Raw genomic sequence first — 23,899 nt, 5'->3', positions numbered from 1 at the left:
CATGAGCTCCATGTCCATTCCGAGCGAGCACAAATCGTCGACCTGGAATGCAGGCTTGCGGCGTATCTCCCAATCGCCCTGGACGGTGATCGCATCGGTGGTTCTCGGGGCCCTCTGCGGCGCCTACCTGCCGGATTTCGCAAAGTCCCTCGCCCCGATCAGCGACGCTTATCTCAATCTGCTCAAGATGGTGGTCCTGCCGCTGATCGTCTCGGCGACGGTCTTCGCGATCAAATCGATGACCCGGGATCCACAAACGGCGGCTTACCTTTCCAGGGTCGTCATGGCGATCGCATTGGTATCCGTGGCAGCCGTCGCCATCACGGGAGCCGTGACATTGGTGCTGCAGCCGGGGGTGATCACCGACGTGCAGGATCGCATCGAGCTCGGCACCGTGCTCAACAACCGGGGAGCCATCGGCACGGACCTGCAGATGACGCTGGCACCGCCCGGCCAGGCCCCCACGAACGAGAGCGTTTTCTCAGGCCTGCTGGAGCTGATCCCCAGCAACATCTTCAACTCGCTGTCGGTCGGCAACACCATGCAGGTGCTGGTCTTCTGCATATTGTTCGGCATCGGCATCGGCCGGGTGCCGGCCGCCACCTCCCTCAGCTTCGCCAATGCCCTCGAGACGGTCTACCGTGCCTGCCTGATCATGACGGGATGGTTCAACGTCCTGCTGCCTCTCGCCTCCTTCGCGATCATCGCCAGCCAGACAGCGTTGACCGGCGTCGAGCCGCTGATGCTGATGGTCGGCTTCATCGCCACCTTTGCCATCGCAACCGGCATCATCATGGTGCTGTCGCTGCTCGTGGTGTGGTTTCGCAGCGGCGAGAGCCTGTGGGCGACCTTCAAGGCCCATCAGCCCTTGTTCATGATCGCCATCGCGACCCGCTCCAGCACGGCGAGCATCCCCTGGATCATCAGCCTCGTCGGTGAGCGCCTGCGCTTCAACCGCATCGTCGTGGAAATGCTGGTGCCGCTTCACGTCACCATGCTGCGCGCCGGGCCGATCATGCTGTTCGTGTGCGGCTCGCTGTTCATTGCGCAGCTCTATGGCCGTTCGCTGAGCATGAACGACTATGTCTACATCGCCGGCGCCTCGATCCTGGTGGGCATGACCACGGCCGGGATGAGCGGCGCGGTCACGCTCTCGCAGATGGTGATCCTGTGCGCGCACCTGAACCTGCCCTTCGAAGCGCCTTTCGTGCTGTTTCTCACCATCGACGCGCTGACCGACACCATGCGAACGCTGACCGTCGTATCGACCATCGCCGCGGCGACGGCCGCGATCGCGCCCAAGGATTCGGCCCAGCATCCGGTCGACGAGAGCGAGGGGTTCGCGCTCAACGTCCCCAAGGCGGAAGCAGCGGCATGACCGGCCGGCTCCTGCGACCGCGTCTCGGCGTCGTCGGCGGCCTCGGCCCGCTTGCCACTGCGGATTTCTATCGCAAGACCATCGACGCGGTGCCGGCCGAGACCGATGCCGACCATATCTCCATGGCAATCCTGAGCGTGCCGCAGATACCGGACCGTTCGGGGGCAATCCGCGAGGGCAACGACAAGCCTCTTCCCTGGCTGATCGAGGCGATCGACATGCTCAACAGCCTCGATGTCGAAATCATCGCGATCGCCTGCAATACGGCCCATCACTGGTACGATGCCCTCGCCGCGGCTTCCAGGGCCGAGATCGTCCACATCGCGGACGCGGCCATCGATGAATTGCACCGCCGGTCCAAGGCAAGCAGGGTGGCCGTGATGGCGACCCGCGGCACCTTGCGTTCCGGCTTCTACCAGAAACGCCTGCAGGAAGCCGGTTTCGATTGCTGCAACCCCACCGAGCCTGCCTTTCAGCACGCCGTCGACGATGCGATCCTGCAGGTCAAGCTCGGTGACCTGAAGCGGGCGAAACGCGCCTGTGCGGCGGCTTTCGAGTACTGCAGGAAGGACGGATTGGAAGCGGTCATCCTCGCCTGCACGGAGCTTCCCATCGCGGCAGAGGATGTGGCGCCAGAGGGCACGCTGGTGGTCGACGCCTCCCGCGCCCTCGCCCTGACCTGCGTTCGACGACTTCGCAATCCAGATCGCATGCGCAATACCGCCTGAGGTGTTCGGATGTCCAAGGTTTCCGAAGGAGACCCGAGGTCACGAGGCCATCTTGCCGGAGGGCGAAGGTCTTTCCGCATGCACTGCCGCAGGGCTGGTTCACTTCAGGGCCGGCGACAGGTGTCCCCTAGAGCGCTTTGCGGTTTGGTGGAATCACCAAGAATCGCAAAGACGCGTCGAACCAAAGAGTTAGAGCAATGCAGCGTTTCCGTCTAAACGCGCTTTGCTCTGGCGGTCATGGTCCGCAACTGGGCAAGCCCTGTCAGCGCCGACCGTGCCCCGCGGGATGGTCGAGCGTGATCTCCAGGCTGGCGACATCGTCCGCGCAGACCCAGCGGCGGCGTATCACGGCAAAATCAAAACCGGAGACACTCACCCAATCGCCGACCGCGCATTCCAGCGGCAGGGTCAGGGCGGCAAGAGCCTCCCCCAACCCCGCCCCGTCGGCAAAGGCCTTCGCGCTGGCCGTGAGAACAATCCTGCCGCTCCGAGGCGGGCTGGCTGGAGAATTGTTCAAGTCGAGGACCCATCCGTCTCAATCGAGGAAATACAGGTTATGTCCACGCGCTACGCCAAGATCGTCATGTGCCTCTGCCTCGCGGCTTTTGCCCTTCTCGTCACCTTCGGCAATCTCACCGACTACGGCTCCAACTACGAATTCGTAAAGCACGTCCTGTCCATGGACAGTACGTTTCCGGGCAATAGCCTGATGTACCGGTCGATCAGCAATCCCGTTCTGTGGAATGCCGCCTATATTCTGATCATAGTCGGCGAAGCCGTGACCTGCATCTTGTACCTGGCGGCCACTGCTTCGCTCTGGCGTGCCCGCCACGCGCCGGCAAGACGCTTTCATGCCGCCAAGAACTACGCCGTCATGGCGTCGACGATCGGTTTTCTCGTCTGGTTCTTCGGCTTCATGGTGATCGGCGGCGAGTGGTTTGCCATGTGGCAGTCATCGACCTGGAATGGCCAGAATCCCGCCTTCCGCTTCTATGTCACCATTCTCCTGGTGCTGATCTTCATCATGCAAGCCGACGAGGATGTCGAACGCCCGACGGCGTGAGGATCCGGCACTCCTTTTCGCAAAGCTGATCCGGCTCGACAAACGGGTAAAAGCCATTACAGTTGTATCGTACAACTAAATAAGGCCCACCATCATGTCCGAGCCCTCGTCCATCATCGAGCCCGTGCGAGAGGCCTCTCGCCAGCTCGTCCGCGAACTCGGCTTCATGAACGAGTCTCTGGCCGGAACGGAGCTCTCGCCCTCCGCCGTCCACGCCCTGCTGGAAATCGAGGCGCATGAGGGCATCACCGCGCGGATTCTCAGCGAAATCCTGCGTCTGGAGAAGTCCAGCGTCAGTCGCATGCTGCGCAAGCTCATCCTTTCCGGCGACGTCCTCGAGGAGCCGGGGGACCAGGACGGGCGGGAAAGGAAACTCTCCCTGAGCGCCGCGGGCCGAAGGCGCGTTGCGGCCATTCACGCCTTCGCCCGGGAGCAGGTCGAACGTGCCTTGCATCGTCTGTCGCCCGAACAATGTACCACTGTCCTGGACGGCCTTCGCCTCTACGCCGGGTCCCTCGCCGCAAAATCGGCCGGGTACGCCCCCGTGCCGCCGGTTCGCATCGTCACGGGCTATCGGCCTGGGCTGATAGCCCGCATCACCGAAATGCACGCGCTTTACTACGCGCGCGCATCGGGCTTCGGCCAAGCCTTCGAATCCGTCGTCGCCGGCGGCCTCGCCGATTTCTGTGACCGCCTCGCCAGACCCGGCAACGATGTCTGGTCCGCCATCCGTGACGACGGGGTCATAGGCTCCATCGCCATTGATGGCGAGGATCTGGGATCCGGCATCGCGCATCTGCGCTGGTTCATCGTGGAAGGGGCGGTGCGTGGCGGGGGGACCGGCCGCCGCCTGCTCTCGGCTGCGCTCGACTTCGCGGACGAGAACCGGTTCGAGGAGACCCATCTATGGACCTTTGCCGGTCTTGCGGCAGCGCGGCATCTCTATGAGGCGCATGGTTTCGTCTGTGTCGAAGAGCGCTCCGGCAGGCAATGGGGCAGCGAGGTGCTGGAGCAGCGTTTCGTGAGGCGCCGCCCATGACGTCGACTGAGACGACGCCCGCTGCGCTGACCGACCTCGCCGGCCCGCCTCCGATTCACGCAGCGGCCGAACGGCTTGCCGGGCGCATCTGCCTCGTCGTCGGTGCGACCAGCGGCATTGGCCGCGCGACTGCGCTGCGCATGGCACGGGAAGGCGCCTCCACCGTGGTGGTCGCCGGCCGGCGGCAGGAGCTCGGCATCAGGCTCGAGGAAGAACTGCAGTGCTCGGGCGTCGAGAGTCTGTTCATCCCTGCCGACGTCACGCAAGAAGCCGATCTCGCCAGGCTGATGGAACAGATGATGCGACGGTTCGGCCGCGTCGATACCGTGTTCAACAATGCCGGCTTCCAGGAGAGACGCGCACCGCTCGCAGAGCAGACCGATAGCGTCTACGCCCAGGTATTCGATACCAATGTGCGGGCTATCTTCCACGCCATGCGACATGAGATTGCATCGCTCCTTGCCTCGGGCGGCGGCGCGATCGTCAACAACACCAGCGTCAGCGGGATCCGAAACCCAAATCCCGGTCTGTCGCTCTATGGGGCCTCCAAGGCAGCCGCCATTGCGCTGACGCGCGCCGCGGCGATGGAATATGCTCCGAAGGGAATCAGGATCAATGCTATTGCGCCAGGCCGGGTGGTCACGGACATGATGCTGTCCTCCGGCATCGCCGACATGCGGAGTGTCGCCGCCGGACTGCCGCTTCGGCGCATGGGCCATCCGGAGGAAATCGCCGCTGCCGTCGTCTGGCTGCTCTCGGACGAGGCGGGCTATATCGTCGGCCATGTGCTCAGTGCGGATGGTGGCTTCCTGGCCGGCTGAGAAGGGCCATAGGACGTACCGCGACTTTTGATGAGGTTATAGAGTGCTGATCGCCCATTTGTCGGATCTCCACCTGCGGGAAAAAGGTCACCTCTATCAGGGACTGGTGGACTCCAATTCGATGTTCGATCTGGCGATCGAAACGCTCAGCGCACTCAGGCCGGAGCCGGACATCGTGATTATCGGCGGCGATCTGGTCGATGAAGCCACCGAAGCGGAATATGAGACCGTCCGGCATGCCCTGGCCAGACTGCGCCAGCCCGTCTATGCGATCCCGGGAAACCATGACGAGCGCGAAGCGTTCAGGGCCTGTTTTCGTAAAGCAGGGCATATGACGGCAGCGGGCCCGCTCCATTTTGATACGGGCGCGCGATGGCCGGTGCGTGTGATCGGCTTCGACATCACCGTTCCCGGCCAGCATCACGGCGACGTCGATGACGCAGCGCTCTTCTGGCTCGAGCAGGCGCTGACCAAATGCCCGGACCAGCCGACCGTCATCCTGATGCACCAGCCGCCGATCGATAGCGGCATCCATTTCATCGACGCCTATAAATGCCTTGGTGGCGAGCGGCTGGCCGAGCTCCTGCTTCGCCACGTCAACATCGAACGCGTCCTGTGCGGGCATGTCCATCGTTTCATGCAGGTGCGGTTCGCCGGAACCATGCTCGTGACCGCGCCGAGCACCACGACCTCCATCGCGCTCCGCCTCGCGGAAGACTCCATCCCGGCCTCCTATGTCGAGCCGCCGGCTTTCCTGCTGCATCATTGGCGGCCCGGGCACGGCCTGCTGACCCATTGGGTACCGATCGGAAACTTCCCCGGACCGCTGCCCTTCTTCTGAGCGCAAGTCGGACCGAACCGACCAATGAGGACAAGCGGCTATTCGCGCCCGAACGCGCTTACTCAGTCATTTCCCACGTATGAAACCCGTTCCTGGGCCACGCGCGCCTGCTGTTCCGCGGGCAGCGTCGAAAAGGCCAGGTCGACGAGCGCCCGTCCATAGGGCAGATCCCAGGAAAACCAGGGACCAGACGGCATCACCACGGGCGACAGCCCCGTGGACGAGGCAATATAGCCAGGCATAGCCCGAAACCCGGATGGTATTGCCGCCACACTGGTCTCCTTGCCGTCGGAAAGGTCATACACCGTCGATGACGTTCCGGCGCTCGCAAGCACGAAGCGCCCCGTCGGATCGAAGGAGACGTCCATCACCATGCCCTTGGCGGACAAGACCTTCTTCTTGGAACGGATATCCCAGACCATGAAGTCGGCCTGTCCGCTGAAGCCATTGTCGGGCATGATCGTGAGAGCGACGTAGCGCCCCGCGGGGTCATAACCGAAATGTGTCACCGACTTCGCGGAAACATGATCGATCAGCGCCAACCGATGCTCTTTCAGATCATAGGTCGCAATCACCGGCCGTTCGGGCTGCTGGCTGGACGTCAGCAGCAGAAGCAACTTGTCTTCGCCTATATACTTCACCGCAGGAGACTGGGTGACGTCTGCAACGGGCGCGAACGCGGCGCCGTCGAAGGCTTCGACGACATTGCCCGTGCGGGCGTCGAGGATCTGCAGGATCTTCTCGTCGGTGGCCGTTACATAGAAGAAGCACCCATCGGGACTGAAGCCGACATCGAAGACCCATTTGCGCTGGCCGAGCAGGCCGCCGGCAGCCTCATGTGCAACCACGGTCTCGAAACGCTTGACGCCCGTGGCCACGTCCCATCCCGCCACCGTTCCGTTGCCGTAGCTCAGCAGAAGGGTGCCGTCGGGACTGAACCTGGCGCCATGGGCCTCGTTTGCGGGATATTGCTGCACCGGACGCAGAAGAACCTGGCGTGACTGGGACCAGAGCTCCAGGCTCGAGGCACCGTTCTCGAGCAGGCGCAACACCGCGACCTGATCGCCGTGGATATCGCCAAGGGGCAAGCCGTTCACGGGCAGTTTCGACATGCTGGCATGCATGGCGGAGAAGACGGCGAGATAGGCATCAGGAAATGCCCTGAGTGTCGCCTCGCTGGGCTCGGCCGGCAATCCCTTCAAGGCGGCAACCAGCGCGGCCTGCCGGCCCTCATGCGTCCAGAGGAGCTTCAGCGACAGGTTCGCCCAGTTTTGCGACACCGCCTGGGCCTCTGCCAAAGTCTGCTCACCGTCGAGCTTGAGCTCGCGGGTGAGCGAGGACTTCATCCAAGGAGTCTGGGCCCATGTCGTCTGCTCGCCGACGGCGTTCGTCACCTCGCTCATCACCCGCTGTATCGAATAGCCGGGCGAGAGAACCTTGCGAATGAAGGCATCCGTAAACGGGCTGAGGTCGCCGTCGCCATCCACGGCGACCGAGTTGGGCGAGGTCGAATAGGCCACCATCAGGCCGCGCGCCTGCGGCGCTGCGGGCTTCGGGACGGGCGCCTTGCTTGCCACGACCTGAATGCCGCGGCCCGTGGATACCGACAGGCCTTCCCGCCCCCTGGGCGCCAGCGGATTGTTCCGGCAGGCGTCGAGGAACACGAGTGTCGCGGCGGCCCGACGCTGGATCTCGTCGACGATCGGCTGCACGGGCACGAAGCCCGTCTTGAGGTTTCCCGCCCGCGCATTCAGAGCGACGAGATAATTCTCGTCATCGATCTGGATGCCATGGCCCGAGTAATAGAACAGGCCGATGGCGGCCTGCGACATCCGGGCACTGGCGCGCGCCAGGCAGGCCTGCAATTGCCTGTCCGAAGCATCCGTGACGAGGAGAACATCGAAGCCAAGCCTGCTCAATGTCCTGGCGACCGCAGCGGCATCGTTGGCGGGGTTGGCGAGCGCCGGCAGGCCATGCCGATAGGCCGCATTGCCCACGACCAGCGCCACGCGCTTGTCGCCGCTGTCGCGACCCGCCGGAATCTCACGGCAGACGCCCGCCTCGGGCGCGGCCGCGCTGGCTCTCTCGATGATACCGAATTGCAGCAGGATCCATACAAGCAGGCTGAGGCGGATGAGCAGGTTGGGCATTTTCTGCAGTCGATCGATGGCGTGAGGCCCCCGACGTTCTATAGCCGGAATTGAACCGCCTCTTCCAGCCGCCCCTTCTCGAACCACCGATCAACGCCGCGATCAAACTTCAATCCTGTGAACCGGCCCATTTCCCCGCCTCGACCTTGATCTACATCAAGGGAGCACAGCCAGCGATCTGCCAATCGTCAATCCTCGAGCCTGACCCGTCGGTCCGGCAACGGAGTGGAAGGCCGATGGAGCCGATGGCATGATCTCCCGCCTCACCTTGAGCGAACGCCAGCTTTCCCTGGCGATTGTAGTCCTGCTTGGCGTCTTCGGCCTGGCGATGGCGATCGGCGGCCGCGGCGAGCCGCTGGGGGTCCACGGCTTCATCGTGCTGGTCGCGGCCCTGGGCTTCATCTTCGCGTTGATCGGGCATTACTTCGATCCCGAGCCGCCGGCTTCGCAGCTGGAGGAATATTATGACGATCCCATCCGGGTCGGCATCGTCCTCACCATGATCTGGGCCGTCGTCGGCATGTTCGTCGGGGTGTGGGTGGCCGCCCTCCTGGCCTGGCCGGACCTGACCTTCGATGCCGCCTGGGCGAGCTTCGGCCGGCTTCGCCCCGTCCATACCAGCGGGGTCATCTTCGGCTTCGGCGGCAATGCTCTGATCGCGACCTCCTTCCACGTCCTGCAGCGCACCTCGCGCGCCCGGTTGCCGGACCAGGTCAGCCCCTGGTTCGTGCTGCTCGGCTACAATCTGTTCTGCATCGTCGCCGCCACGGGCTACCTGATGGGCGTGACCCAATCGAAGGAATATGCCGAACCGGAATGGTATGCCGATCTCTGGCTGGTCGTCGTGTGGGTCGTCTACTTCTCGATCTTCATCCGCACGCTGGCACGCCGCAAGGAGCCGCATATCTACGTCGCCAACTGGTACTACATGGCCTTCATCCTGGTCGTGGCGGTGCTGCATATCGTCAACAACCTCGCCGTGCCGCTTTCCCTCGGCTCGACCAAGAGCTACTCGCTGTTCTCGGGCGTGCAGGATGCCATGACGCAGTGGTGGTACGGCCACAATGCGGTGGCCTTCTTCCTGACCTCCGGCTTCCTGGGCATGATGTATTATTACCTGCCCAAGCGCGCCGGCCGGCCGATCTTCTCCTACCGGCTTTCGATCATCAGCTTCTGGGGCATCACCTTCCTCTATATGTGGGCGGGCTCGCACCACCTTCATTACACCGCCCTTCCCCACTGGGTGCAGACCCTCGGCATGACCTTTTCGGTGATGCTGCTGGTCCCCTCCTGGGCGTCTGCCGGCAATGCGCTCGCCACGCTGAACGGGGCCTGGCACAAGGTCCGCGACGACGCCACGCTGCGCTTCATGATGGTCGCCGCCGTCTTCTACGGCCTGTCGACCTTCGAAGGCTCGTTCATGGCGATCCGTCCCGTCAACGCGCTGTCGCACTATACGGACTGGACCATCGGCCATGTGCATGCCGGGGCGCTGGGCTGGGTGGCGATGATCACCTTCGGCTCGATCTACGCGCTGGTACCCTGGATGTGGAAGCGCGAGGCCATGTGGTCGCCCAAGCTCATCGAGCTGCATTTCTGGCTCGCCCTCTCCGGCACCATCATCTACGTCTTCGCCATGTGGAATTCGGGCATCATCCAGGGCCTGATGTGGCGCACCTACAATGACAGCGGCACGCTGCAATATTCCTTCATCGAAAGCCTGGTCGCGATGCATCCCTACTACATCGCACGCACCATTGGCGGCCTGTTCTTCCTGGCCGGCGCAGTGGTGGGCTCCCTCAATGTCTGGATGACCATTCGCGCAAGCCAGGCCGAAGCCGGGCGCAGCGGCGAACAGGACGTGCCGGCCCAAGACGTGCCGGCCCAAGATGTGCCCAGCCTTGCCTCGATGCCGGCGGAGTAACGACATGCCTGAAATTCACCGCAAGCTCGAGCGCAACTCCATCGCCTTCCTGGCTGCCATCCTCGTCGTCTCGTCGATCGGCGGCTTCATCGAGATCGCTCCCCTCTTCACCATCGATCAGACGGTCGAGAAGGCGCCGGACATGCGCCTCTACACACCGCTGGAACTGGCAGGGCGCGATATCTACATCCGCGAAGGCTGCTATGCCTGCCATTCCCAGATGATCCGCACCTTGCGCGACGAAGTCGAGCGCTACGGCCCCTACTCGCTTGCGGTGGAGTCGAAATACGACCACCCGATGCTGTGGGGGTCCAAGCGCACCGGCCCCGATATCGCCCGTCTCGGCGGCAAATATTCGGATGCCTGGCACGTGGCCCATCTCATCAACCCTCGGACCGTGGTGCCGGAGTCGGTCATGCCTAGATATGGCTGGCTGGCAACCAACGCCCTGAAGATCGACGGCCTTTCGCTCAATCTCGCCGCCCAGCGCAAGGTCGGCGTTCCCTATACAGACGCCATGGTCAAGAACGCGACGGCGGACGCCTATGGCCAGGCTGCTCCCGATGCCGACGCCTCCACCGGCGTGAAGGAGCGCTATGGCGAGGCCACCAATGTCCGGGATTTCGACGGCAATCCGGGCGAGCTGACCGAAATGGATGCGCTGGTCGCCTATCTGCAGATCCTCGGCCGGCAAACCGACATTCCCTACAAGCCGACGGCTGGCGCGAAGCAGCCGGCGCCGACCGTCGCGGAGAAGTGAGATGGATTTCGATCACCAGAGCGTCGTCGCCTTTTCCAAAAGCTGGGGCCTTTTCTACCTCGTCGGGCTTTCTATCGCGGTCACGATCTACGCCCTGTGGCCGGGCAAGAAGGCGGAATTCGACAGGGCCGCAAGCAGCATCCTCGATACGACCGATCGGCCGGGACGGTGAGCCATGCAGGAAGGCAAACGCGATAGCGTCACCGGTCGCATGACGACCGGCCATGAATGGAACGGCATCGAGGAACTAGACACCCCGGTGCCAAAGGTGGTGCTCGTCTTTCTGGCCCTCGGTTTTGCATTTTCGCTAATCTGCTGGCTGCTCTACCCGGCCTTTCCGCTGGTCACGACCTATACCAAGGGCCTGCTTGGAATCGACCAGCAGCAATTGGTGACCGACCAGGTCAAGCAGGCGGCCGTCGAGCGCAGCAGTTGGGAGGCGGAGATCGCCTCCAAGGACTTCGCCGCAATCGAGGCCGATCCCGCGCTGATGCAGAAGGTCAGGGAAACCGGCCAGACCCTCTTTCGCGACAATTGCGCGGCCTGCCACGGCGCCAAGGCGACCGGCGGTCCCGGCTTCCCCAATCTGACATCGAAGAGCTGGCTGTGGGGCGGCTCGCCCGAAACCATTGCCGAGACCATTCGCATCGGCATCAATTCGAGCCATCCCGATACAAGGGTTTCCCAGATGCTGGCCTTCGGCCGCCAGCACGTACTCGATGCGGCAAAGATCGAGGATGTCGTCGCCTATGTGCAGTCGCTTTCCGGCAAGCAGGGCAACGCCGCGCTGATCAAGGCGGGGCAAGAGGTGTTCGCCGCCAATTGCGTCGCGTGCCACGGCGCCAACGCGAAAGGCAAGACGGATGTGGGGGCTCCGGATCTGACCGATCACTTCTGGATCTATGGCGGTGACAGCCAGGCCCTCTACGCCACGATCTATGCCGGCCGGCAGGGATACATGCCGCAGTGGGAAGGGCGCCTGTCGGAGACCAATCGCAAGATCCTGGCGCTCTATGTCTCGACGCTCGAGGCGGCCAAGCCATGACCGGGCGATCGACCGGCTCGCAGCTCCGCCCTGGTGCCCGCCCCTGGCGCCTGGCGGCGATCATGCTGAGCGCGCTGATCGTCGCGGTATTCGTCGGTGCCAATGCGCATCTGATCTACGTGGCTTTCGCCTCGCGACCGGATTGCGTCGCCCATGACAAGGCAACGGGCGATGCACGCAATGCGGGTTCGTTCGGCGCCGCCCAATCCTCATGCTGAGGGGGATTCCATGATACGTTCCAACGGCCACCTCGAAACCATCCTGCCCTCGGCTGCGGAAAGGCGCCGGCGGCATCTGCCGGCATCCGCGGCGTTCGGCTGGCTCGCCGCCGGCTGGCGCGACCTCACCCGTCGGCCCGGTCCCAGCCTGGCCTATGGCCTTGTCGTCTTCGCGGTTTCGATCGCCATCGTGTGGGCACTCGGCGCACTCGGGCTCGACTATATCCTCTTCCCGGCATTGGCCGGCTTCATGGTGCTCGGCCCGTTGCTGGCCATCGGTCTCTATGAGAAGAGCCGTGCCATCGAAACCGGCAGCCCGTTCACGCTCTCCAGCATGATGTTCGTCAAGGCCCGATCCGGCGGCCAGGTGCTCTATACCGGGGCGATCCTGTGCCTGCTCATGCTGGTCTGGATGCGGGCGGCCGTCATCATCTACGCCCTGTTCTTCGGCTACCGCCCTTTCCCGGGTCTCGACCATGTCGCCGAAATGCTGTTCACCACGCCCATCGGCTGGGCCATGCTGCTGACGGGCACCGCCGTCGGCGGCCTCTTCGCCGCCTTCGCTTTCGCCATCAGCACCTTCTCCATTCCCATGCTGCTCGACAAGCCCGTCGATGCCTTCACGGCCATGGGCACCTCGATCTCCATGGTGTTCCGCAACCTGCCGGTCATGCTGATGTGGGGTGCCATCGTTCTGGCTCTCTTTCTAGCCAGCCTCGCGACGGGAATGCTGGGGCTGATCGTGATCTTCCCATTGCTCGGCCACGCGACCTGGCACAGCTACCGGGCCATCGAATGAGCTGCTGTGCACATGGCGTCGAGCTCACCGCCGCCATCGGGCGGGCGAGTTCCCAGGACGAGATCGCGCTGGCCAGCCGTGATCTGGGCAACGGATCCCGGCAAACCAGTCTGTCCGTTCCCGGCATGCATTGCGGCGCCTGCATCCAGAGCGTCGAGGACGCGCTTTCGCGGCTTCCCCAAGTCGAACGCGCCCGCGCCAACCTGACCACCCGCCGCGTCGCCGTCACCTGGCGCGGCACGGCGCCGCCCGATATGATCGGCGCCCTCGCGGCTGTAGGCTACAAGGCGCATCTCGACGAGGCCGAGGAACGGAGCTTCGATCCGGAAATGGCCTATCTGATCCGCGCCCTGGCCGTCTCGGGCTTTACGGCCATGAACATCATGATGCTGTCGGTCTCGATCTGGTCCGGGGCCGAGGCGGAAACCCGGCAGGCCTTCCATTGGATATCGGCAGCCTTGGCCTTGCCGACCCTGCTCTATTCCGGCGGCGTCTTCTACCGCTCGGCCTGGGCCGCATTGAGGCATGGCCGCACCAATATGGACGTGCCGATCAGCATCGGCATCACGCTTGCCTTCGGGCTCAGCCTCTATGATACGCTGCACCATGGCCACCAGGCCTATTTCGATGCCGCGACAAGCCTGATCTTCTTCCTGCTGATCGGCCGCACCCTGGACCATGCCATGCGCCAGCGCGCGCGGGGCGTGATAGGTTCCTTGCTGCGGCTCTCTCCCCGCGGCGCGACCGTCGAGCGTTCCGACGGAAGCCGCGACTACCTGCCCATCGGCGAGGTCGAGCCGGGCATGACGATCATCCTCGCTGTCGGCGACCGCGTACCGGTGGACGGGCGGATCGTGTCCGGAACCTCCAGCCTGGATTGTGCCCTGGCGACAGGAGAAAGCATGCCGGTAGCGGTGGCAGCCGGCTCCTTCGTCCAGGCCGGCGCGCTCAATCTGGGTGCTCCCGTCAGGTTCATCGCCACGGCCCATGCGCGAGACTCCTTTCTCGCGGAGATGACACGCCTGATGGAGGCCGCCGAAGACGGGCGGGCGCGTTACCGCAGGATCGCCGACCGGGCGGCCCGCCTCTACTCGCCGGTGGTGCATCTGGCCGCCTTCCTGACCTTCCTGGGCTGGATGGCCGTAAGCGGGGACTGGCACAACGCGACCAGCATCGCCATTGCCGTGCTGATCATCACCTGCCCCTGCGCCCTCGGCCTCGCCGTTCCCATCGTCCAGGTTGTCGCCGCGCGCCGCCTGTTCGACGCCGGCATCATGATGAAGGATGGATCGGCCATCGAACGCCTCGCCGAGATCGAGGCCGTCTGCTTCGACAAGACCGGGACGTTGACCATCGGAACGCCTCGCATCGATCTTCGCGGCGTATCTCCCGGAGCCCTGGAGATCGCGGGCGCGCTGGCCCGGCATTCGAACCATCCGGTGTCGCAGGCCATCGCCATCGCGGCCTCGGACACCGCGGGACGGCGAGCCGATCTCTCCGAAGTGAGCGAGGAGGCCGGGCTCGGCCTCGAAGCCATTCTCGACGGCCAACGCTATAGATTGGGCCGGGCCAGCTGGGCTCTCGATGCGCAGAGTGCCCCGGATGGCACCGTTCTCTCATGCAATAGCAAGGAGATTGCCCGCTTCGAGATCGCGGAAACCTTGCGCCCGGGAGCTGTCGAGACGGTGAAGCGCCTGTGCCATGCGGGGCTGTCCGTCGAGATCCTGTCCGGGGACAGATCGAGTGCCGTTGCCGGCATCGCCAAGGCCCTGGACATCAAGGATTTCGCAGCCGGCCTGATGCCGGGTGACAAGGTGGCCCGTCTCGCCCAGGCAAAGGCCGAGGGGCGCCGTACGCTGATGGTCGGGGATGGACTCAACGACGCCCCTGCCCTGTCGGCCGCTCATGTCTCGATGGCCCCCGCGACCGCGGCGGACATCGGACGTAGCGCAGCCGATTTCGTCTTTCTCTACGACAGCCTCGCCGCCATTCCCGCGGCCCTCGACATCGCGCACAAGGCCGGCCGCCTGGTTCGGCAGAATTTCGCGATCGCCATCGGCTACAATGCGCTCGCCATCCCTGTCGCCATGGCCGGCTATGTCACGCCTTTGCTGGCCGCGCTCGCCATGTCCGTTTCGTCGATCATCGTCGTTGCCAACGCGCTTCGTCTTCGCCCTACCGGCCGAACGGTCGAAGAGGTGACCTCGACGCGCAGCGAACGCCTGCGCATGGTGACGGCAAAATGAACAGCCTCGTCTTCCTCGTCCCGATCGCGCTCATCCTCGGCGCAGCCGCGTTGGGCGCTTTCTTCTGGTCGATGAGCAGCGACCAGTACGACGATCTCGATGGGGCCGGCGAGCGCATTCTCTTCCATGACGACGACAGACCCGCGGCAGGCTCCGCCCCGTTGCGCCTGGGGAGCCTGGAGGCGAAAGGCTCCGTTGCACGTTCCGCGGGGCTCAGGATGGACCGAACGCCAGGCGGATCGCTTGATTGACGGAGCCAGGCAGGACCGACATGTGGTTTTCGCCTACCAGCAGGTGGAAGGATGCAGCGAGACCCGGCACGCTCGCCAGGCGCTCGGCCATGGCTCGCGCATTGTCGACAATCCGGCTTTCCTCATAGCTCCGCGCGCGCTCGGCCGCGTCGCTGGCGCCGATCTGGAAGGGCGCCAGGCGCTGCTCGTACTCGCCGGCCATCACCAGCACGCGCCCCGGAGGTTTCGCGTCCGCCCGCGCCGCGAAACGTTTCGCTTCGTCCACGATCCCTGCTCCTTCCCACCAGATTGCGGGGCTAGCCGCGATCCAGGCTGAGAAAGCTTCCGGCTTGCGGAACAAAGCATGCAGGACGAACAGGCCGCCGAAGGAATGCCCGAACAGGGCCTGTCTCTTCCCGTCGATCGGGGCTCGAGACGCGATCACGGGCTTGAGTTCGTCCTCGATGAACGTCAGGAACTCGTCGGCTCCCCCGGTTCGCACGTCGGGGCCGCTCTCGGTGTGGGGCGGATAGGTCTGGCCGGGCGGCGGTCCCATGTCCCAGGATCGGCGCACGCTGTCATAGGCTTCCGGCGTCGGATAGCCGATGCCGACCAGTACCCCGGGCATGATGCCGGTGCCGCGCGGATAGGCCGATTGGACGCGCATGATATCGACCGCCGTCCCGACAATGGCATTGGCATCGAGGAAATAGAGGATTGGCCAGCCCTGGGGCGGTGGCACCTCCCTGGGAATGCGCAGGAAAATGCGATAGGGCGGCATTTCCGGCGCAGGAGCCAGATCGAAATGGATCGTGTCGGCGATAAGGGCTGCTGTACTCACGATGGTGACCTTCGCGCTAGAAGCCAGATCAGGGACGGGCATCCGATCAGGGATGCTGCCAATCCGGCAGGAATTTGCCGTGGAAAGACGATGGTGCGGCCGAACCAGTCGGCGGCGACCATCACCAGCCCGCCGACGAGGGCAGCCCCCACCAGCTCCGCGGAGACGCGGCGCATGCCGAGGCGGCGCGCCAGATGCGGCGCCATCAGCCCGATGAAGCTCAGCGGCCCGACGATCAGGGTCGCCGCGGCTGCAAGGAGGGCGCTCAGGGCCAGGGTGAGGATATGGCTGTGCGTGGGATTGAGACCGAGGGCCGACGACATGCCCCTGCCGAGCGGCAGGATGGCCAGCATTCTCGCGGTCAGCAATAGTCCGCCAAGGAGCAGCAGCGCCGCCGTGACGCTTACGAGAGCCGCGGTGGCGTCCACCGCATAGGTCGAGCCCATCATCCAGTTCAACAGGAGCATCGCACGCGGATCGCCGCCGGCCATCAGGACGTTGATCACGGCATCGAACATGGCGCCGAACGCAATGCCCGCGATCAAAGCCCTGTCGGGGCTCGCCTTGCGATCGAGGGCCAGGATGGCCGCCAGCGCGGCGAAGGCACCGATCGAGGCTGCAAGCAATTGCATGCCCGGCCCGACCGTGGACAGGCTGAACAACGCAATGGCAAGGCCGAAGGCCGACCCCGCGCTGACACCCAGAACCTCGGGGCCGGCCATCGGGTTGCCTGTCAGGCCCTGCAGCAGACACCCTGCCAAACCGAGCATCACGCCTGCGGCCAGGGCAGCGATCGCGCGCGGCAGGCGCAGCGCCACAAGCCTGTCGAGCTCCTGCCCGAGGCTCAGATGCCATCCATCGCCATCGCGCCCAACCGTCGTGGACAGCGCCAGGAGGATGACCAAAAGAAGCCCGAGGGCAATGAGACGGCTCCTGGTCGTGGACGTCAGCAAGGCCTTTTCCACCGCGGCAGGCGGGGGCACCAGCGGAACGCTCCTTTGCTGCATGAGCAGGACGATGAGAAGAGGCGCGCCGAGCAGGGCCGTGACGGCTCCCGTCGGCAGGCTGAGGCCCGATAAAGCATCCGCCGACTGCACGGCCTGGTCCACGAGCCACAGCAGGCCCGCCCCCAGCGCCGTCGACCAGGCCAGTTGATGGCCCGCGCGCCGGGCACCGAGGGCGCGAGCGAGCACGGGAGCCGCAAGGCTGACGAAACCGATGACACCGACCGCGCTAACGACATTGACGCTGAGCACGACGGCAAGTGCCAGCGCGCACAGCCTTGCCGTAGCAACGGAAAGCCCGAGACTTCGTGCCTTGGCATCGTCCAATCCCAGCAACGCCAGGGGACGCGCGAGCAAACCGGCGGCCAGCGCGGCCGCCAGCAGGATGGGCGCGAGCTTGGCGGGCACCGTCCAACCCTGCTGGCTGAGCGAGCCGCTGCCCCAGATGAAGAGCCCGGCGAGATAGTCAGTCTTGAACAGGGTCAGCATGGCCGCGAGGGCCGCGCAGAAAAGCCCTGTCACAAGCCCGGCCAGAATGACGGAAATCGGGGCGAGGCCCAGCCGCCACGACAGGGCCAGTACGCTTCCCGCCGCCAGCATGCCGCCCGCCAGGGCCGGCCAGACCCGCCCGAAGGCAAACAGCCACGGGGCCCACAGCATCGCGACGCTCAGGGCAAGGCTCGCCCCGGCCTCGATACCGAGCGTGGTCGGAGAGGCGATGGGGTTGCGCAAGGAAAGCTGGCACAGCGCACCGGCCAGGCCCAACGTGGCTCCGCACAGGAGGCTGACGACGAGGCGCGGCAGGAAATTATAGGCGAGCAGCATCTGTGCGGTGTCGGCGGGATTTCCTGCCCACAAGGCGTCGAGCCCAAACCCCACAGGCAAATATCCGGCAATGTGCCACCAGCTCAAGGCGCCCGCTGCAACGAGCAGGCTCGCGGTGAGAACGGTGGCTCCCCTATGACGTGCAGTCTCAACCATGGGTGTTTTCGACATCTGCAAGATGGCTGCTCAGCAACGTGCCGAAGCGCATCGCGGAAGGCAGCATTCCGAAAGCCGATGCGGCAGGCAGACGATGGATGCGCCCGGCGCGAACGAACGGCAGGCTGTTCCACACGGGGTTGGTTTCGAGGCTTTGGAGGATGCCCGGGGCGACCGGTTCGAAATAGAAAAATCGGCTTTCAGGACTGACGGCCAGATCCTCCAGCCCGATGGTGGAAAAGCCCCAATAGTTGGTCGGCGGCGTCCAGCCATTGGCAAGGCCGCAGCGGTCGATCACATCCTGGAACAGGCTGCGCTGGCCGTAGATGCGCAGATGCCCCTCGTCGAGGAAGTTGACGATCAGCACCGGCCTGTCGGCAGCCTTGCGAAAACGGGAGCGCAGTTGCGTCATTGTAGCCGCACCCCTGGCAATCAGGGCCTGTGCCTGGCTGTCGCGTCCAAGCAAGGCGCCAAGCCGGAGTGTCTCCTTGATGCTCAGTTCATAGGGGTGCCCCCCCGGCGGAGCGTAGATGGAGAAGGTCTGTGTGGGAGCAATACGCGCCATCACGGGTTCGATCGCAGCCAGGTAGGGCGTCGTGATGATGAGGTCCGGCGCAAGCTGCGTCAAAAGTTCGAGATTGGGCTCACGGTCGGTCCCCAGGTCGACGATGCCGGGCGGCAGGCGTGGTTCGACCACCCAGTCGTTCCAAGCTTCGACCTGCGGCATGGCGATCGGCGTCACGCCCAGGCCGAGCAGGGTTTCGGTCAGGCCATCGTCGAGCGAAACAATGCGCGTGGGATAAGGAGCCGATTGCAAACCCGTTGGCGCTGCCGAGGCGGAACCAAGGCCAGACGCGAGCGCGGCCAGCCCGCCGGTCAGGAAGGTCCGCCGGCTGGGCGAGAGACAGGAAGCCTTGCCGAACTGCAAGGCGTCACCAGCGATAGCGCAGGCTGGCGGTCATCACCCTACGAGCGCCCTGGTAACAAAAACCGGACTCGCAGGTGACATATTTCTTGTCGAACAGGTTGCGGGCATTGGCTTGCACGTCCCAGCCTTTTAACCCTTGCCGGATCTGTCCGAGGTCGTAACTGAGCTTGGCGTCCACCAGCGCGACCGCATCGTTCTTGAAGGTGTTCTTGGCGTCGCCGTAGCTTTCGCCGATATAGCGCAGGCCGAAGCCGGCGCCGAAGCCTGCCAGGGCAATGTCACCGGGCGCCTGGTAGTCGACCCAGGTCGAGAAGCTGTTGCGCGGCGTCGCGGTCGGCACCTTGCCGACGGTGCCGACATCGCCGGTGATGGTCTTCAGGTCCAGGAAGGTATAGGCGCCGCGCAGGCTGAAGCCGGCGCCGAGATTGGCCACGGCCTCCAATTCGACACCGCGCCCGCGGATCTTGCCGCGCTGCACCGAGACATTTTGGATCGACACGATGCCGCCATCCTGCGTGACGTCGAAGATGGAAGCGGTGAACATCCCGTCGAACCAGGTGGGGGCGTATTTGACGCCACCCTCGATCTGCCGGCCGGTCGTGGGCTTGAATGCAACGCCATCGGCAGAACCGAGATTGGGATTGAAGGAGGTGGAATAGCTGACATAGGGAGCGAGGCCATTGTCGAACAGATAGGTCAGGCCCACGCGCCCGGTGAAGGCATTGTCGGAGGCGTGCTGGGTGGAATTGTCAATACGCTCATAGGTCTTGGTCTGGACCCAGTCCTGCCGACCAGTCAGGGTCAGGATCCAGTTGTCGTATTTGGCCTGCTCCTGCACGTAGAGCCCGAGCTGGTTCTGCCTTTGGGACATGTTGGAGGTGTTGAAGGGCGGATCGGTGAATGCCCCCAGCGAGGCGCCCGTGGTCAGGTCGAGATCGGGCGCCGTTCCATAGCCGAGGCCGCTACGTAGCGTGAGATTGGAATAATCCAGGCCCACCAGGGTTTTGTGCTGGATGGGACCGGTCGAGAAATCGGCCTGCAGCTGGTTATCGACCGCCAGGGCCTTCAGCCTGTCATGCACATAGCCGGTGTAGCGCTTGGCGACCATCGCGTTTGCATCGATTTCGCTGATGCCGGTGAAGCGCACCTTCGTGTCGACGCCGCCATAGCGGAGCTTCTGGCGGAAGGTGAAGGTGTCGTTGAATTTGTGCTCGAACTGATATCCGATGCGATATTGCTTCTGTTCCAGGCTGTTATAATCGGGATCGCTTTGCGAATATTGGTTGGAAGGCGAACCCAACCACTCGTAATACGGGAAGGCGGCGGGTGTCTTGGCCTGGAGATATTCACCGAGGATGGTCAGCGTCGTCTGGTCGTTCGGCCGCCAGGTGAAGGCTGGCGCCAGGCTGGCCAGCTTGTCATCGCCGCCACCCAGGACGTTGGCCGTCTTGCCGTCCCGCAGGGTTCCGGTCAGGCGATAGAGCAAGGTTTGCTGGGCATCGAGCGGCCCGCCGACATCGAAATTGCCTTGGATGTGGTTCCTGTTGCCGCCTTCCAGTGCCACTTCGCCAAAGGACTTGTCGACGGGAAGCTTGGAGGTGACGTCGACCAGTCCGCCGGGCGATCCCAATCCGTAGAGAGCCGAACTCGGACCGCGCAGCACCGAGATGTTCTCGACATTGTAGGGATCGATCTTGAAGACCGCCATGTTGGCGCCCGGAAAGCGCAACCCATCGCGATAGATGCCGTTATAGGTGACGTCGAAGCCACGGATGGAGAAGGAGTCGTAACGGGAGTCGAAACCCGCGGATTCCGTGCGCACGCCGGGGGTGTAGGCAACGGCCTGCGTCAGGGATTGTATATTGCGATCGTTCAACTCCTTGCGGGTGAGTACCGTCACCGACTGCGGGGTCTCGATCAGGGGGGTGTTTGTCTTTGTGCCTGCCACGCTGCGCGTGGCAACGTAACCGGTGCTGCCGTCGCCATTGCCATCGACCACGACAGGATCGAGCTCGATGGCACCGGAGATGCTGGCCGTTCCGTCCCGGACGATAGGCGCCGTGATCGCAACCGTGCTCGAATTCGTGAAGGTGTAGGACAGGCCCGTGCCGCGCAACAGGCGCGACAGCGCCTGTTGCGGCGTGGCCGAACCGGCGATGCCGGGTGAGGTTTTGTCCCGTGCGATCGCGGGCAGATAGGTTATCTGCAGGCCGCTTTGGCGTCCGAACGCTGCCAGGGCCTGGCTGAGTGGTCCCTTCGGAATGGTGAATTGAACCTGTGCCGCCTGCGCGCTTGCCGGAACAAGAAGCGGCATGGAGACGATAACGCTCGAAGCCATCAGGGCGGAACTCAACGCCCAGCCAGACAGGCCCACACGCAAGCCTCGAGCCAATTCCATCGACAACCTCCTCACTCACCGACACCAAGGGGGCTGCAAGGCTCGACGACCGCGTCGCAAGCCTGCCCCTTGAGTGAAGACGAATGGGGGCCGCGAAATTTCTCCCTTCTGCGAAGCTTTTTAGAGCAAGATGGCTTTGCTCCGAATCGTCATTCGGCTCTAGCGCCTTGTTTTGACGTGTTTTCTTCATCGAAAAGTCTATCAACTTTTCTGGAAAACGCTTTAGACCGACGATATCACGGTGAGGTAGGGGCCGAGCGAACGAACGCGGCCCCCGAAGGGATGGACCACGGCTTCCAGGGCGCGCAAAGGATTGCCGGGATCGAAAACGCCGCTGATGCGGTTGGTAGCAAGACCTGCATCGGCGATCACCACGCGCCCCGCCTGCCAGCGCGCGATCTTCGCCACGACGGCCCGCACCGGCTCGTTTTCGACCAGGATCTGGCCGCTGCGCCAGGCGCCGATCTGGCGGGCATCGCGGTTGCCGCGCGTGGTAAGGCGGGTGCCTTCGTCGAAGGTCGCCCATTGCCCGGCCGCCAGCCTGTTGCCATCGGCGGGACCTGAACCGGGAACATCTATCTCGACCAACCCATGTTCCACGGAAACCGAAACAAGTCCGGCATCGTTGCTGAGATCGAAGGCGGTGCCGAGGGCGGTCGCGGCCATTTCGGAGGTCGTGGCCCGGAAGGGGCGCGAGGGATCCTTGGCAACCTCGAAAAATGCCATGCCTGCCAGCAAGGCAACCTCTCTCCGGCGGTCGTCGTAGTGCAGGCCAATGGCGCTGTCCGGGCCCAGTGTCGCCGTACCGCCGTCGGGAAGCGCAATACGGCGGATTTCGGCTGTCCCAGTGAGATGGTCGGCCCTGGCGCGCAGGACAAGGCCGGGCAGCGCGAGATAGCCGCCAGCCAAGGCCCCTGCCCCGGCCACACCCGCCGCCACGACGCTGCGGCGGGTCATTCCCGGCTTGGAGCGCGGTTCGACCCGATGGGCTGGAGCAAGAACCCTGCCTGTCAGGCCATGGATTTCCGAAACCTCGAGCCATGCCCTCTCATAGGCCGGGCCCCTGGCGCGCCAGCGCTTCACCATCTGCCTGGACACCGGGTTGCCCGGATCATTCTGCAGACGGATCATGAGATCGGCCGCCTCTTCGAACAGCCGACCTTCCTGGGGGGAAGTTTCGTTCATTGACGTTCCTTGGGCAGGCGCGCGGGCACCAGCCAGCCACCCTGACTACATCAATCAAACGGATGAGCGGAAACATTTTTCCAAATGCACAAAAAGCTGCACGCCGGCCGCCCGGCCACATGTTGCGACCGCATTGCCTTTTGGTTTGCCTAGGCCTTCTCGTGCAGCCGAGCCCGAACATGAAGGTAGGCTTCCCGGATCAGCGTCCAGGTCCTGGTTGTCGACAGGCCGAGTTCCTGGGCAATCTCACTGATGGTCTTTTCGCCCAGACGATGCATCTGGAAAGCCTGGCGCGTGCGGTCCGGCAAGTCCGCGAGCGCAGCCGTGACGATCGCAAGGCGTTGGCGATCGATGACGATGGTCTCGGGTAACGGTTTGTCGTCCGAGATCGCAGCGAAGGCCTCGTCGGCGAGGTCGTCCTTGAGCACCAATCGCTCACGACGCTGCTGATCGATGCGCAGATTGCGCGCGATGCGATGGAGCAAGGCTCGCGGATTGGCGTGATGCACCTCGGCATGTGAGTCCGCCGAAAGCAGCCTGAGAAAAGTCTCCTGCGTCAAGTCGGCGGCATTGTCGGCCGTAACGCCCCTACGCCGCAGCGTGTTGGAGATCTCCTTGGCGTGGCGCAGAAACAACGTGTGGATGTCCAGCACCATCTAGCAATCCTCCACGAGGCCGAATTGCCTGGCTGCGATCCAGTCTCGCGGCATGATCGGCGACGACACCCGTTTGCATGCATCCCGGCAGGCTGTCCTGGAGCGGAGGAGGAAGAAGCGCAGGGCTTGAGGCACGACGACAGCCAATCAAAGAGGACAACTCAATTCCCTTTGCCATCCTCTGAATTGTCTCGCAATAACAATAATTTATACAGATTCTAGACTGTGCGCCAACTACATTCGGGGGGATGTTCTTCTTCAAACCCGCGGCCCATTTCCAAGCCATGCCTGGACTTGATGCCGTCGGGCGGCCACGAGGCAACGCGGATCTGGTGGCTTGCCCGTCGTGCCGTCCATCTTTGCAAAGACTGGTGCGGGCCCCTCGAATTCCCGGCTGCAGGGAAGGCTCCTACAGCGTTTTGCGATTGGACGGGGTCATCTGGAATCGCAAAGACGCGTCGAACCAAAGAGTTAGAGCAAGCAAGCGTTCAGTCTTGAACTCGCTTTGCCCTAGGAGCTGTGGACTCTTGGGATTCCCAAGAGTGCGGGTATGTGATTCAAAGCTGTCTTTTGGAGGCAGCGATGGGTGTTTTGGACCGCCTGATACTTCGAGACGATCAGTGGGACCGGATTTCGCCGCATATTATCGGTGACGAGCGGACGC

Annotated in this window: 22 protein-coding genes and 1 pseudogene; 15 read left to right on the top strand and 8 right to left on the bottom strand. The window is 63.8% G+C overall.

All coding sequences use genetic code 11. The features are described from left to right. Nucleotide 1: 1 nt before the first annotated feature. Nucleotides 2-1,378 carry a dicarboxylate/amino acid:cation symporter gene (locus U1R88_RS31570; protein WP_322434865.1) on the top strand — a complete coding sequence of 459 codons (1,377 nt, stop codon included), beginning with the start codon at nt 2-4 and terminating at the stop codon, nt 1,376-1,378. Continuing rightward, nucleotides 1,375-2,106 carry a cysteate racemase gene (cuyB, locus tag U1R88_RS31565; RefSeq protein WP_322434864.1) on the top strand — a complete coding sequence of 244 codons (732 nt, stop codon included), beginning with the start codon at nt 1,375-1,377 and terminating at the stop codon, nt 2,104-2,106. The genes U1R88_RS31570 and cuyB overlap by 4 nt, the downstream gene beginning before the upstream one ends. Before the next feature lie 262 nt (nt 2,107-2,368). Here the strand turns inward: cuyB and U1R88_RS31560 are convergent, their stop codons facing one another. Continuing rightward, a complete protein-coding gene (locus U1R88_RS31560; protein WP_322434863.1) occupies nt 2,369-2,623 on the bottom strand; it encodes a hypothetical protein in 255 nt (84 codons plus the stop codon). 39 nt (nt 2,624-2,662) lie between these two features. Here U1R88_RS31560 and U1R88_RS31555 point away from each other — a divergent pair, with 39 nt between their 5' ends. From U1R88_RS31555 to U1R88_RS31540, 4 genes are all read left to right on the top strand, one after another. After that, entirely contained in the window at nt 2,663-3,169 is a 507-nt protein-coding gene (locus U1R88_RS31555) for a DUF2165 family protein (protein WP_322434862.1), read from the top strand. Between the two features lie 94 nt (nt 3,170-3,263). Beyond that, entirely contained in the window at nt 3,264-4,208 is a 945-nt protein-coding gene (locus U1R88_RS31550; protein WP_322434861.1) for a bifunctional helix-turn-helix transcriptional regulator/GNAT family N-acetyltransferase, read from the top strand. Further along, nucleotides 4,205-5,029: an SDR family NAD(P)-dependent oxidoreductase gene (locus U1R88_RS31545; protein WP_322434860.1), complete on the top strand. Its 825-nt coding sequence runs from the start codon at nt 4,205-4,207 to the stop codon at nt 5,027-5,029. Before U1R88_RS31550 ends, U1R88_RS31545 begins: the two co-directional genes overlap by 4 nt. 43 nt (nt 5,030-5,072) lie before the next feature. Beyond that, nucleotides 5,073-5,870, top strand: coding sequence for a phosphodiesterase (locus U1R88_RS31540; RefSeq protein WP_322434859.1), 798 nt, complete (start codon nt 5,073-5,075; stop codon nt 5,868-5,870). Nucleotides 5,871-5,932: 62 nt separating this feature from the next. Here U1R88_RS31540 and U1R88_RS31535 read toward each other — a convergent pair whose 3' ends face one another. Beyond that, nucleotides 5,933-8,020 (bottom strand): caspase family protein, encoded by a 2,088-nt coding sequence (locus U1R88_RS31535; protein WP_322434858.1) that lies wholly within the window; start codon nt 8,018-8,020, stop codon nt 5,933-5,935. 250 nt (nt 8,021-8,270) lie between these two features. Here U1R88_RS31535 and ccoN point away from each other — a divergent pair, with 250 nt between their 5' ends. The 8 genes from ccoN to ccoS are packed head-to-tail and all read left to right on the top strand — an operon-like array spanning nt 8,271 to nt 15,263. Continuing rightward, the gene (gene ccoN / locus U1R88_RS31530; protein WP_322434857.1) at nt 8,271-9,944 is read left to right on the top strand and encodes a cytochrome-c oxidase, cbb3-type subunit I; all 1,674 of its coding nucleotides are present in this window, start codon (nt 8,271-8,273) and stop codon (nt 9,942-9,944) included. 4 nt (nt 9,945-9,948) lie between these two features. After that, a complete protein-coding gene (gene ccoO, locus U1R88_RS31525; protein WP_322434856.1) occupies nt 9,949-10,704 on the top strand; it encodes a cytochrome-c oxidase, cbb3-type subunit II in 756 nt (251 codons plus the stop codon). 1 nt (nt 10,705) lies between these two features. Beyond that, the gene (locus U1R88_RS31520; protein ID WP_068281561.1) at nt 10,706-10,876 is read left to right on the top strand and encodes a CcoQ/FixQ family Cbb3-type cytochrome c oxidase assembly chaperone; all 171 of its coding nucleotides are present in this window, start codon (nt 10,706-10,708) and stop codon (nt 10,874-10,876) included. Nucleotides 10,877-10,879: 3 nt separating this feature from the next. Further along, entirely contained in the window at nt 10,880-11,749 is an 870-nt protein-coding gene (gene ccoP, locus U1R88_RS31515) for a cytochrome-c oxidase, cbb3-type subunit III (protein WP_322434855.1), read from the top strand. After that, nucleotides 11,746-11,967, top strand: coding sequence for a hypothetical protein (locus tag U1R88_RS31510; protein ID WP_322434854.1), 222 nt, complete (start codon nt 11,746-11,748; stop codon nt 11,965-11,967). The genes ccoP and U1R88_RS31510 overlap by 4 nt, the downstream gene beginning before the upstream one ends. Nucleotides 11,968-11,977: 10 nt before the next feature. After that, on the top strand, nt 11,978-12,766 hold the full coding sequence (locus U1R88_RS31505; RefSeq protein WP_322434853.1) for a DUF2189 domain-containing protein: 789 nt from the start codon (nt 11,978-11,980) through the stop codon (nt 12,764-12,766). After that, on the top strand, nt 12,763-15,012 hold the full coding sequence (locus tag U1R88_RS31500) for a cation-translocating P-type ATPase (RefSeq protein ID WP_322434852.1): 2,250 nt from the start codon (nt 12,763-12,765) through the stop codon (nt 15,010-15,012). The genes U1R88_RS31505 and U1R88_RS31500 overlap by 4 nt, the downstream gene beginning before the upstream one ends. Then, a complete protein-coding gene (ccoS, locus tag U1R88_RS35745; RefSeq protein WP_425545513.1) occupies nt 15,009-15,263 on the top strand; it encodes a cbb3-type cytochrome oxidase assembly protein CcoS in 255 nt (84 codons plus the stop codon). The genes U1R88_RS31500 and ccoS overlap by 4 nt, the downstream gene beginning before the upstream one ends. Here ccoS and U1R88_RS31490 read toward each other — a convergent pair. From U1R88_RS31490 to U1R88_RS31465, 6 genes are all read right to left on the bottom strand, one after another. Next, nucleotides 15,226-16,125 (bottom strand): alpha/beta hydrolase, encoded by a 900-nt coding sequence (locus U1R88_RS31490; RefSeq protein WP_425545512.1) that lies wholly within the window; start codon nt 16,123-16,125, stop codon nt 15,226-15,228. The two genes, ccoS and U1R88_RS31490, sit on opposite strands and share 38 nt — an antisense overlap. Further along, nucleotides 16,080-18,068, bottom strand: coding sequence for a Fe(3+)-hydroxamate ABC transporter permease FhuB (fhuB, locus tag U1R88_RS31485; RefSeq protein ID WP_322434850.1), 1,989 nt, complete (start codon nt 18,066-18,068; stop codon nt 16,080-16,082). Before fhuB ends, U1R88_RS31490 begins: the two co-directional genes overlap by 46 nt. Beyond that, a complete protein-coding gene (locus U1R88_RS31480; RefSeq protein WP_322434849.1) occupies nt 18,061-18,996 on the bottom strand; it encodes an ABC transporter substrate-binding protein in 936 nt (311 codons plus the stop codon). The genes fhuB and U1R88_RS31480 overlap by 8 nt, the downstream gene beginning before the upstream one ends. Before the next feature lie 4 nt (nt 18,997-19,000). Beyond that, nucleotides 19,001-21,394 (bottom strand): TonB-dependent siderophore receptor, encoded by a 2,394-nt coding sequence (locus tag U1R88_RS31475; protein WP_322434848.1) that lies wholly within the window; start codon nt 21,392-21,394, stop codon nt 19,001-19,003. 222 nt (nt 21,395-21,616) lie between these two features. Next, nucleotides 21,617-22,579, bottom strand: a complete 963-nt coding sequence (locus U1R88_RS31470; protein WP_322434847.1) for a FecR family protein — start codon at nt 22,577-22,579, stop codon at nt 21,617-21,619. Between the two features lie 149 nt (nt 22,580-22,728). Further along, nucleotides 22,729-23,235, bottom strand: coding sequence for an RNA polymerase sigma factor (locus U1R88_RS31465; RefSeq protein WP_322434846.1), 507 nt, complete (start codon nt 23,233-23,235; stop codon nt 22,729-22,731). Between the two features lie 582 nt (nt 23,236-23,817). On the opposite strand from U1R88_RS31465, the pseudogene U1R88_RS31460 reads away from it, so the two are divergent. Then, nucleotides 23,818-23,899, top strand: a pseudogene (locus tag U1R88_RS31460) (IS5/IS1182 family transposase); the annotation flags it as partial.

The sequence above is a fragment of the Labrys sedimenti genome (assembly GCF_034424805.1).
Taxonomy (GTDB): domain Bacteria; phylum Pseudomonadota; class Alphaproteobacteria; order Rhizobiales; family Labraceae; genus Labrys; species Labrys sedimenti.
Note: the sequence above shows the minus strand (reverse complement) of the source record. Positions and strands in the feature narration are given on the sequence as shown.

What these genes read in the sequence shown, in the direction of transcription:
- U1R88_RS31570 (WP_322434865.1), top strand. Translation starts at nt 2, where the DNA reads ATGAGCTCCATGTCCATTCCGAGCGAGCACAAATCGTCGACCTGGAAT.
- cuyB (WP_322434864.1), top strand. Translation starts at nt 1,375, where the DNA reads ATGACCGGCCGGCTCCTGCGACCGCGTCTCGGCGTCGTCGGCGGCCTC.
- U1R88_RS31555 (WP_322434862.1), top strand. Translation starts at nt 2,663, where the DNA reads ATGTCCACGCGCTACGCCAAGATCGTCATGTGCCTCTGCCTCGCGGCT.
- U1R88_RS31550 (WP_322434861.1), top strand. Translation starts at nt 3,264, where the DNA reads ATGTCCGAGCCCTCGTCCATCATCGAGCCCGTGCGAGAGGCCTCTCGC.
- U1R88_RS31545 (WP_322434860.1), top strand. Translation starts at nt 4,205, where the DNA reads ATGACGTCGACTGAGACGACGCCCGCTGCGCTGACCGACCTCGCCGGC.
- U1R88_RS31535 (WP_322434858.1), bottom strand. Translation starts at nt 8,020, where the DNA reads ATGCCCAACCTGCTCATCCGCCTCAGCCTGCTTGTATGGATCCTGCTG.
- ccoN (WP_322434857.1), top strand. Translation starts at nt 8,271, where the DNA reads ATGATCTCCCGCCTCACCTTGAGCGAACGCCAGCTTTCCCTGGCGATT.
- ccoO (WP_322434856.1), top strand. Translation starts at nt 9,949, where the DNA reads ATGCCTGAAATTCACCGCAAGCTCGAGCGCAACTCCATCGCCTTCCTG.
- U1R88_RS31520 (WP_068281561.1), top strand. Translation starts at nt 10,706, where the DNA reads ATGGATTTCGATCACCAGAGCGTCGTCGCCTTTTCCAAAAGCTGGGGC.
- ccoP (WP_322434855.1), top strand. Translation starts at nt 10,880, where the DNA reads ATGCAGGAAGGCAAACGCGATAGCGTCACCGGTCGCATGACGACCGGC.
- U1R88_RS31510 (WP_322434854.1), top strand. Translation starts at nt 11,746, where the DNA reads ATGACCGGGCGATCGACCGGCTCGCAGCTCCGCCCTGGTGCCCGCCCC.
- U1R88_RS31505 (WP_322434853.1), top strand. Translation starts at nt 11,978, where the DNA reads ATGATACGTTCCAACGGCCACCTCGAAACCATCCTGCCCTCGGCTGCG.
- U1R88_RS31500 (WP_322434852.1), top strand. Translation starts at nt 12,763, where the DNA reads ATGAGCTGCTGTGCACATGGCGTCGAGCTCACCGCCGCCATCGGGCGG.
- ccoS (WP_425545513.1), top strand. Translation starts at nt 15,009, where the DNA reads ATGAACAGCCTCGTCTTCCTCGTCCCGATCGCGCTCATCCTCGGCGCA.
- U1R88_RS31490 (WP_425545512.1), bottom strand. Translation starts at nt 16,125, where the DNA reads ATGCCCGTCCCTGATCTGGCTTCTAGCGCGAAGGTCACCATCGTGAGT.
- fhuB (WP_322434850.1), bottom strand. Translation starts at nt 18,068, where the DNA reads ATGGTTGAGACTGCACGTCATAGGGGAGCCACCGTTCTCACCGCGAGC.
- U1R88_RS31475 (WP_322434848.1), bottom strand. Translation starts at nt 21,394, where the DNA reads ATGGAATTGGCTCGAGGCTTGCGTGTGGGCCTGTCTGGCTGGGCGTTG.
- U1R88_RS31470 (WP_322434847.1), bottom strand. Translation starts at nt 22,579, where the DNA reads ATGAACGAAACTTCCCCCCAGGAAGGTCGGCTGTTCGAAGAGGCGGCC.
- U1R88_RS31465 (WP_322434846.1), bottom strand. Translation starts at nt 23,235, where the DNA reads ATGGTGCTGGACATCCACACGTTGTTTCTGCGCCACGCCAAGGAGATC.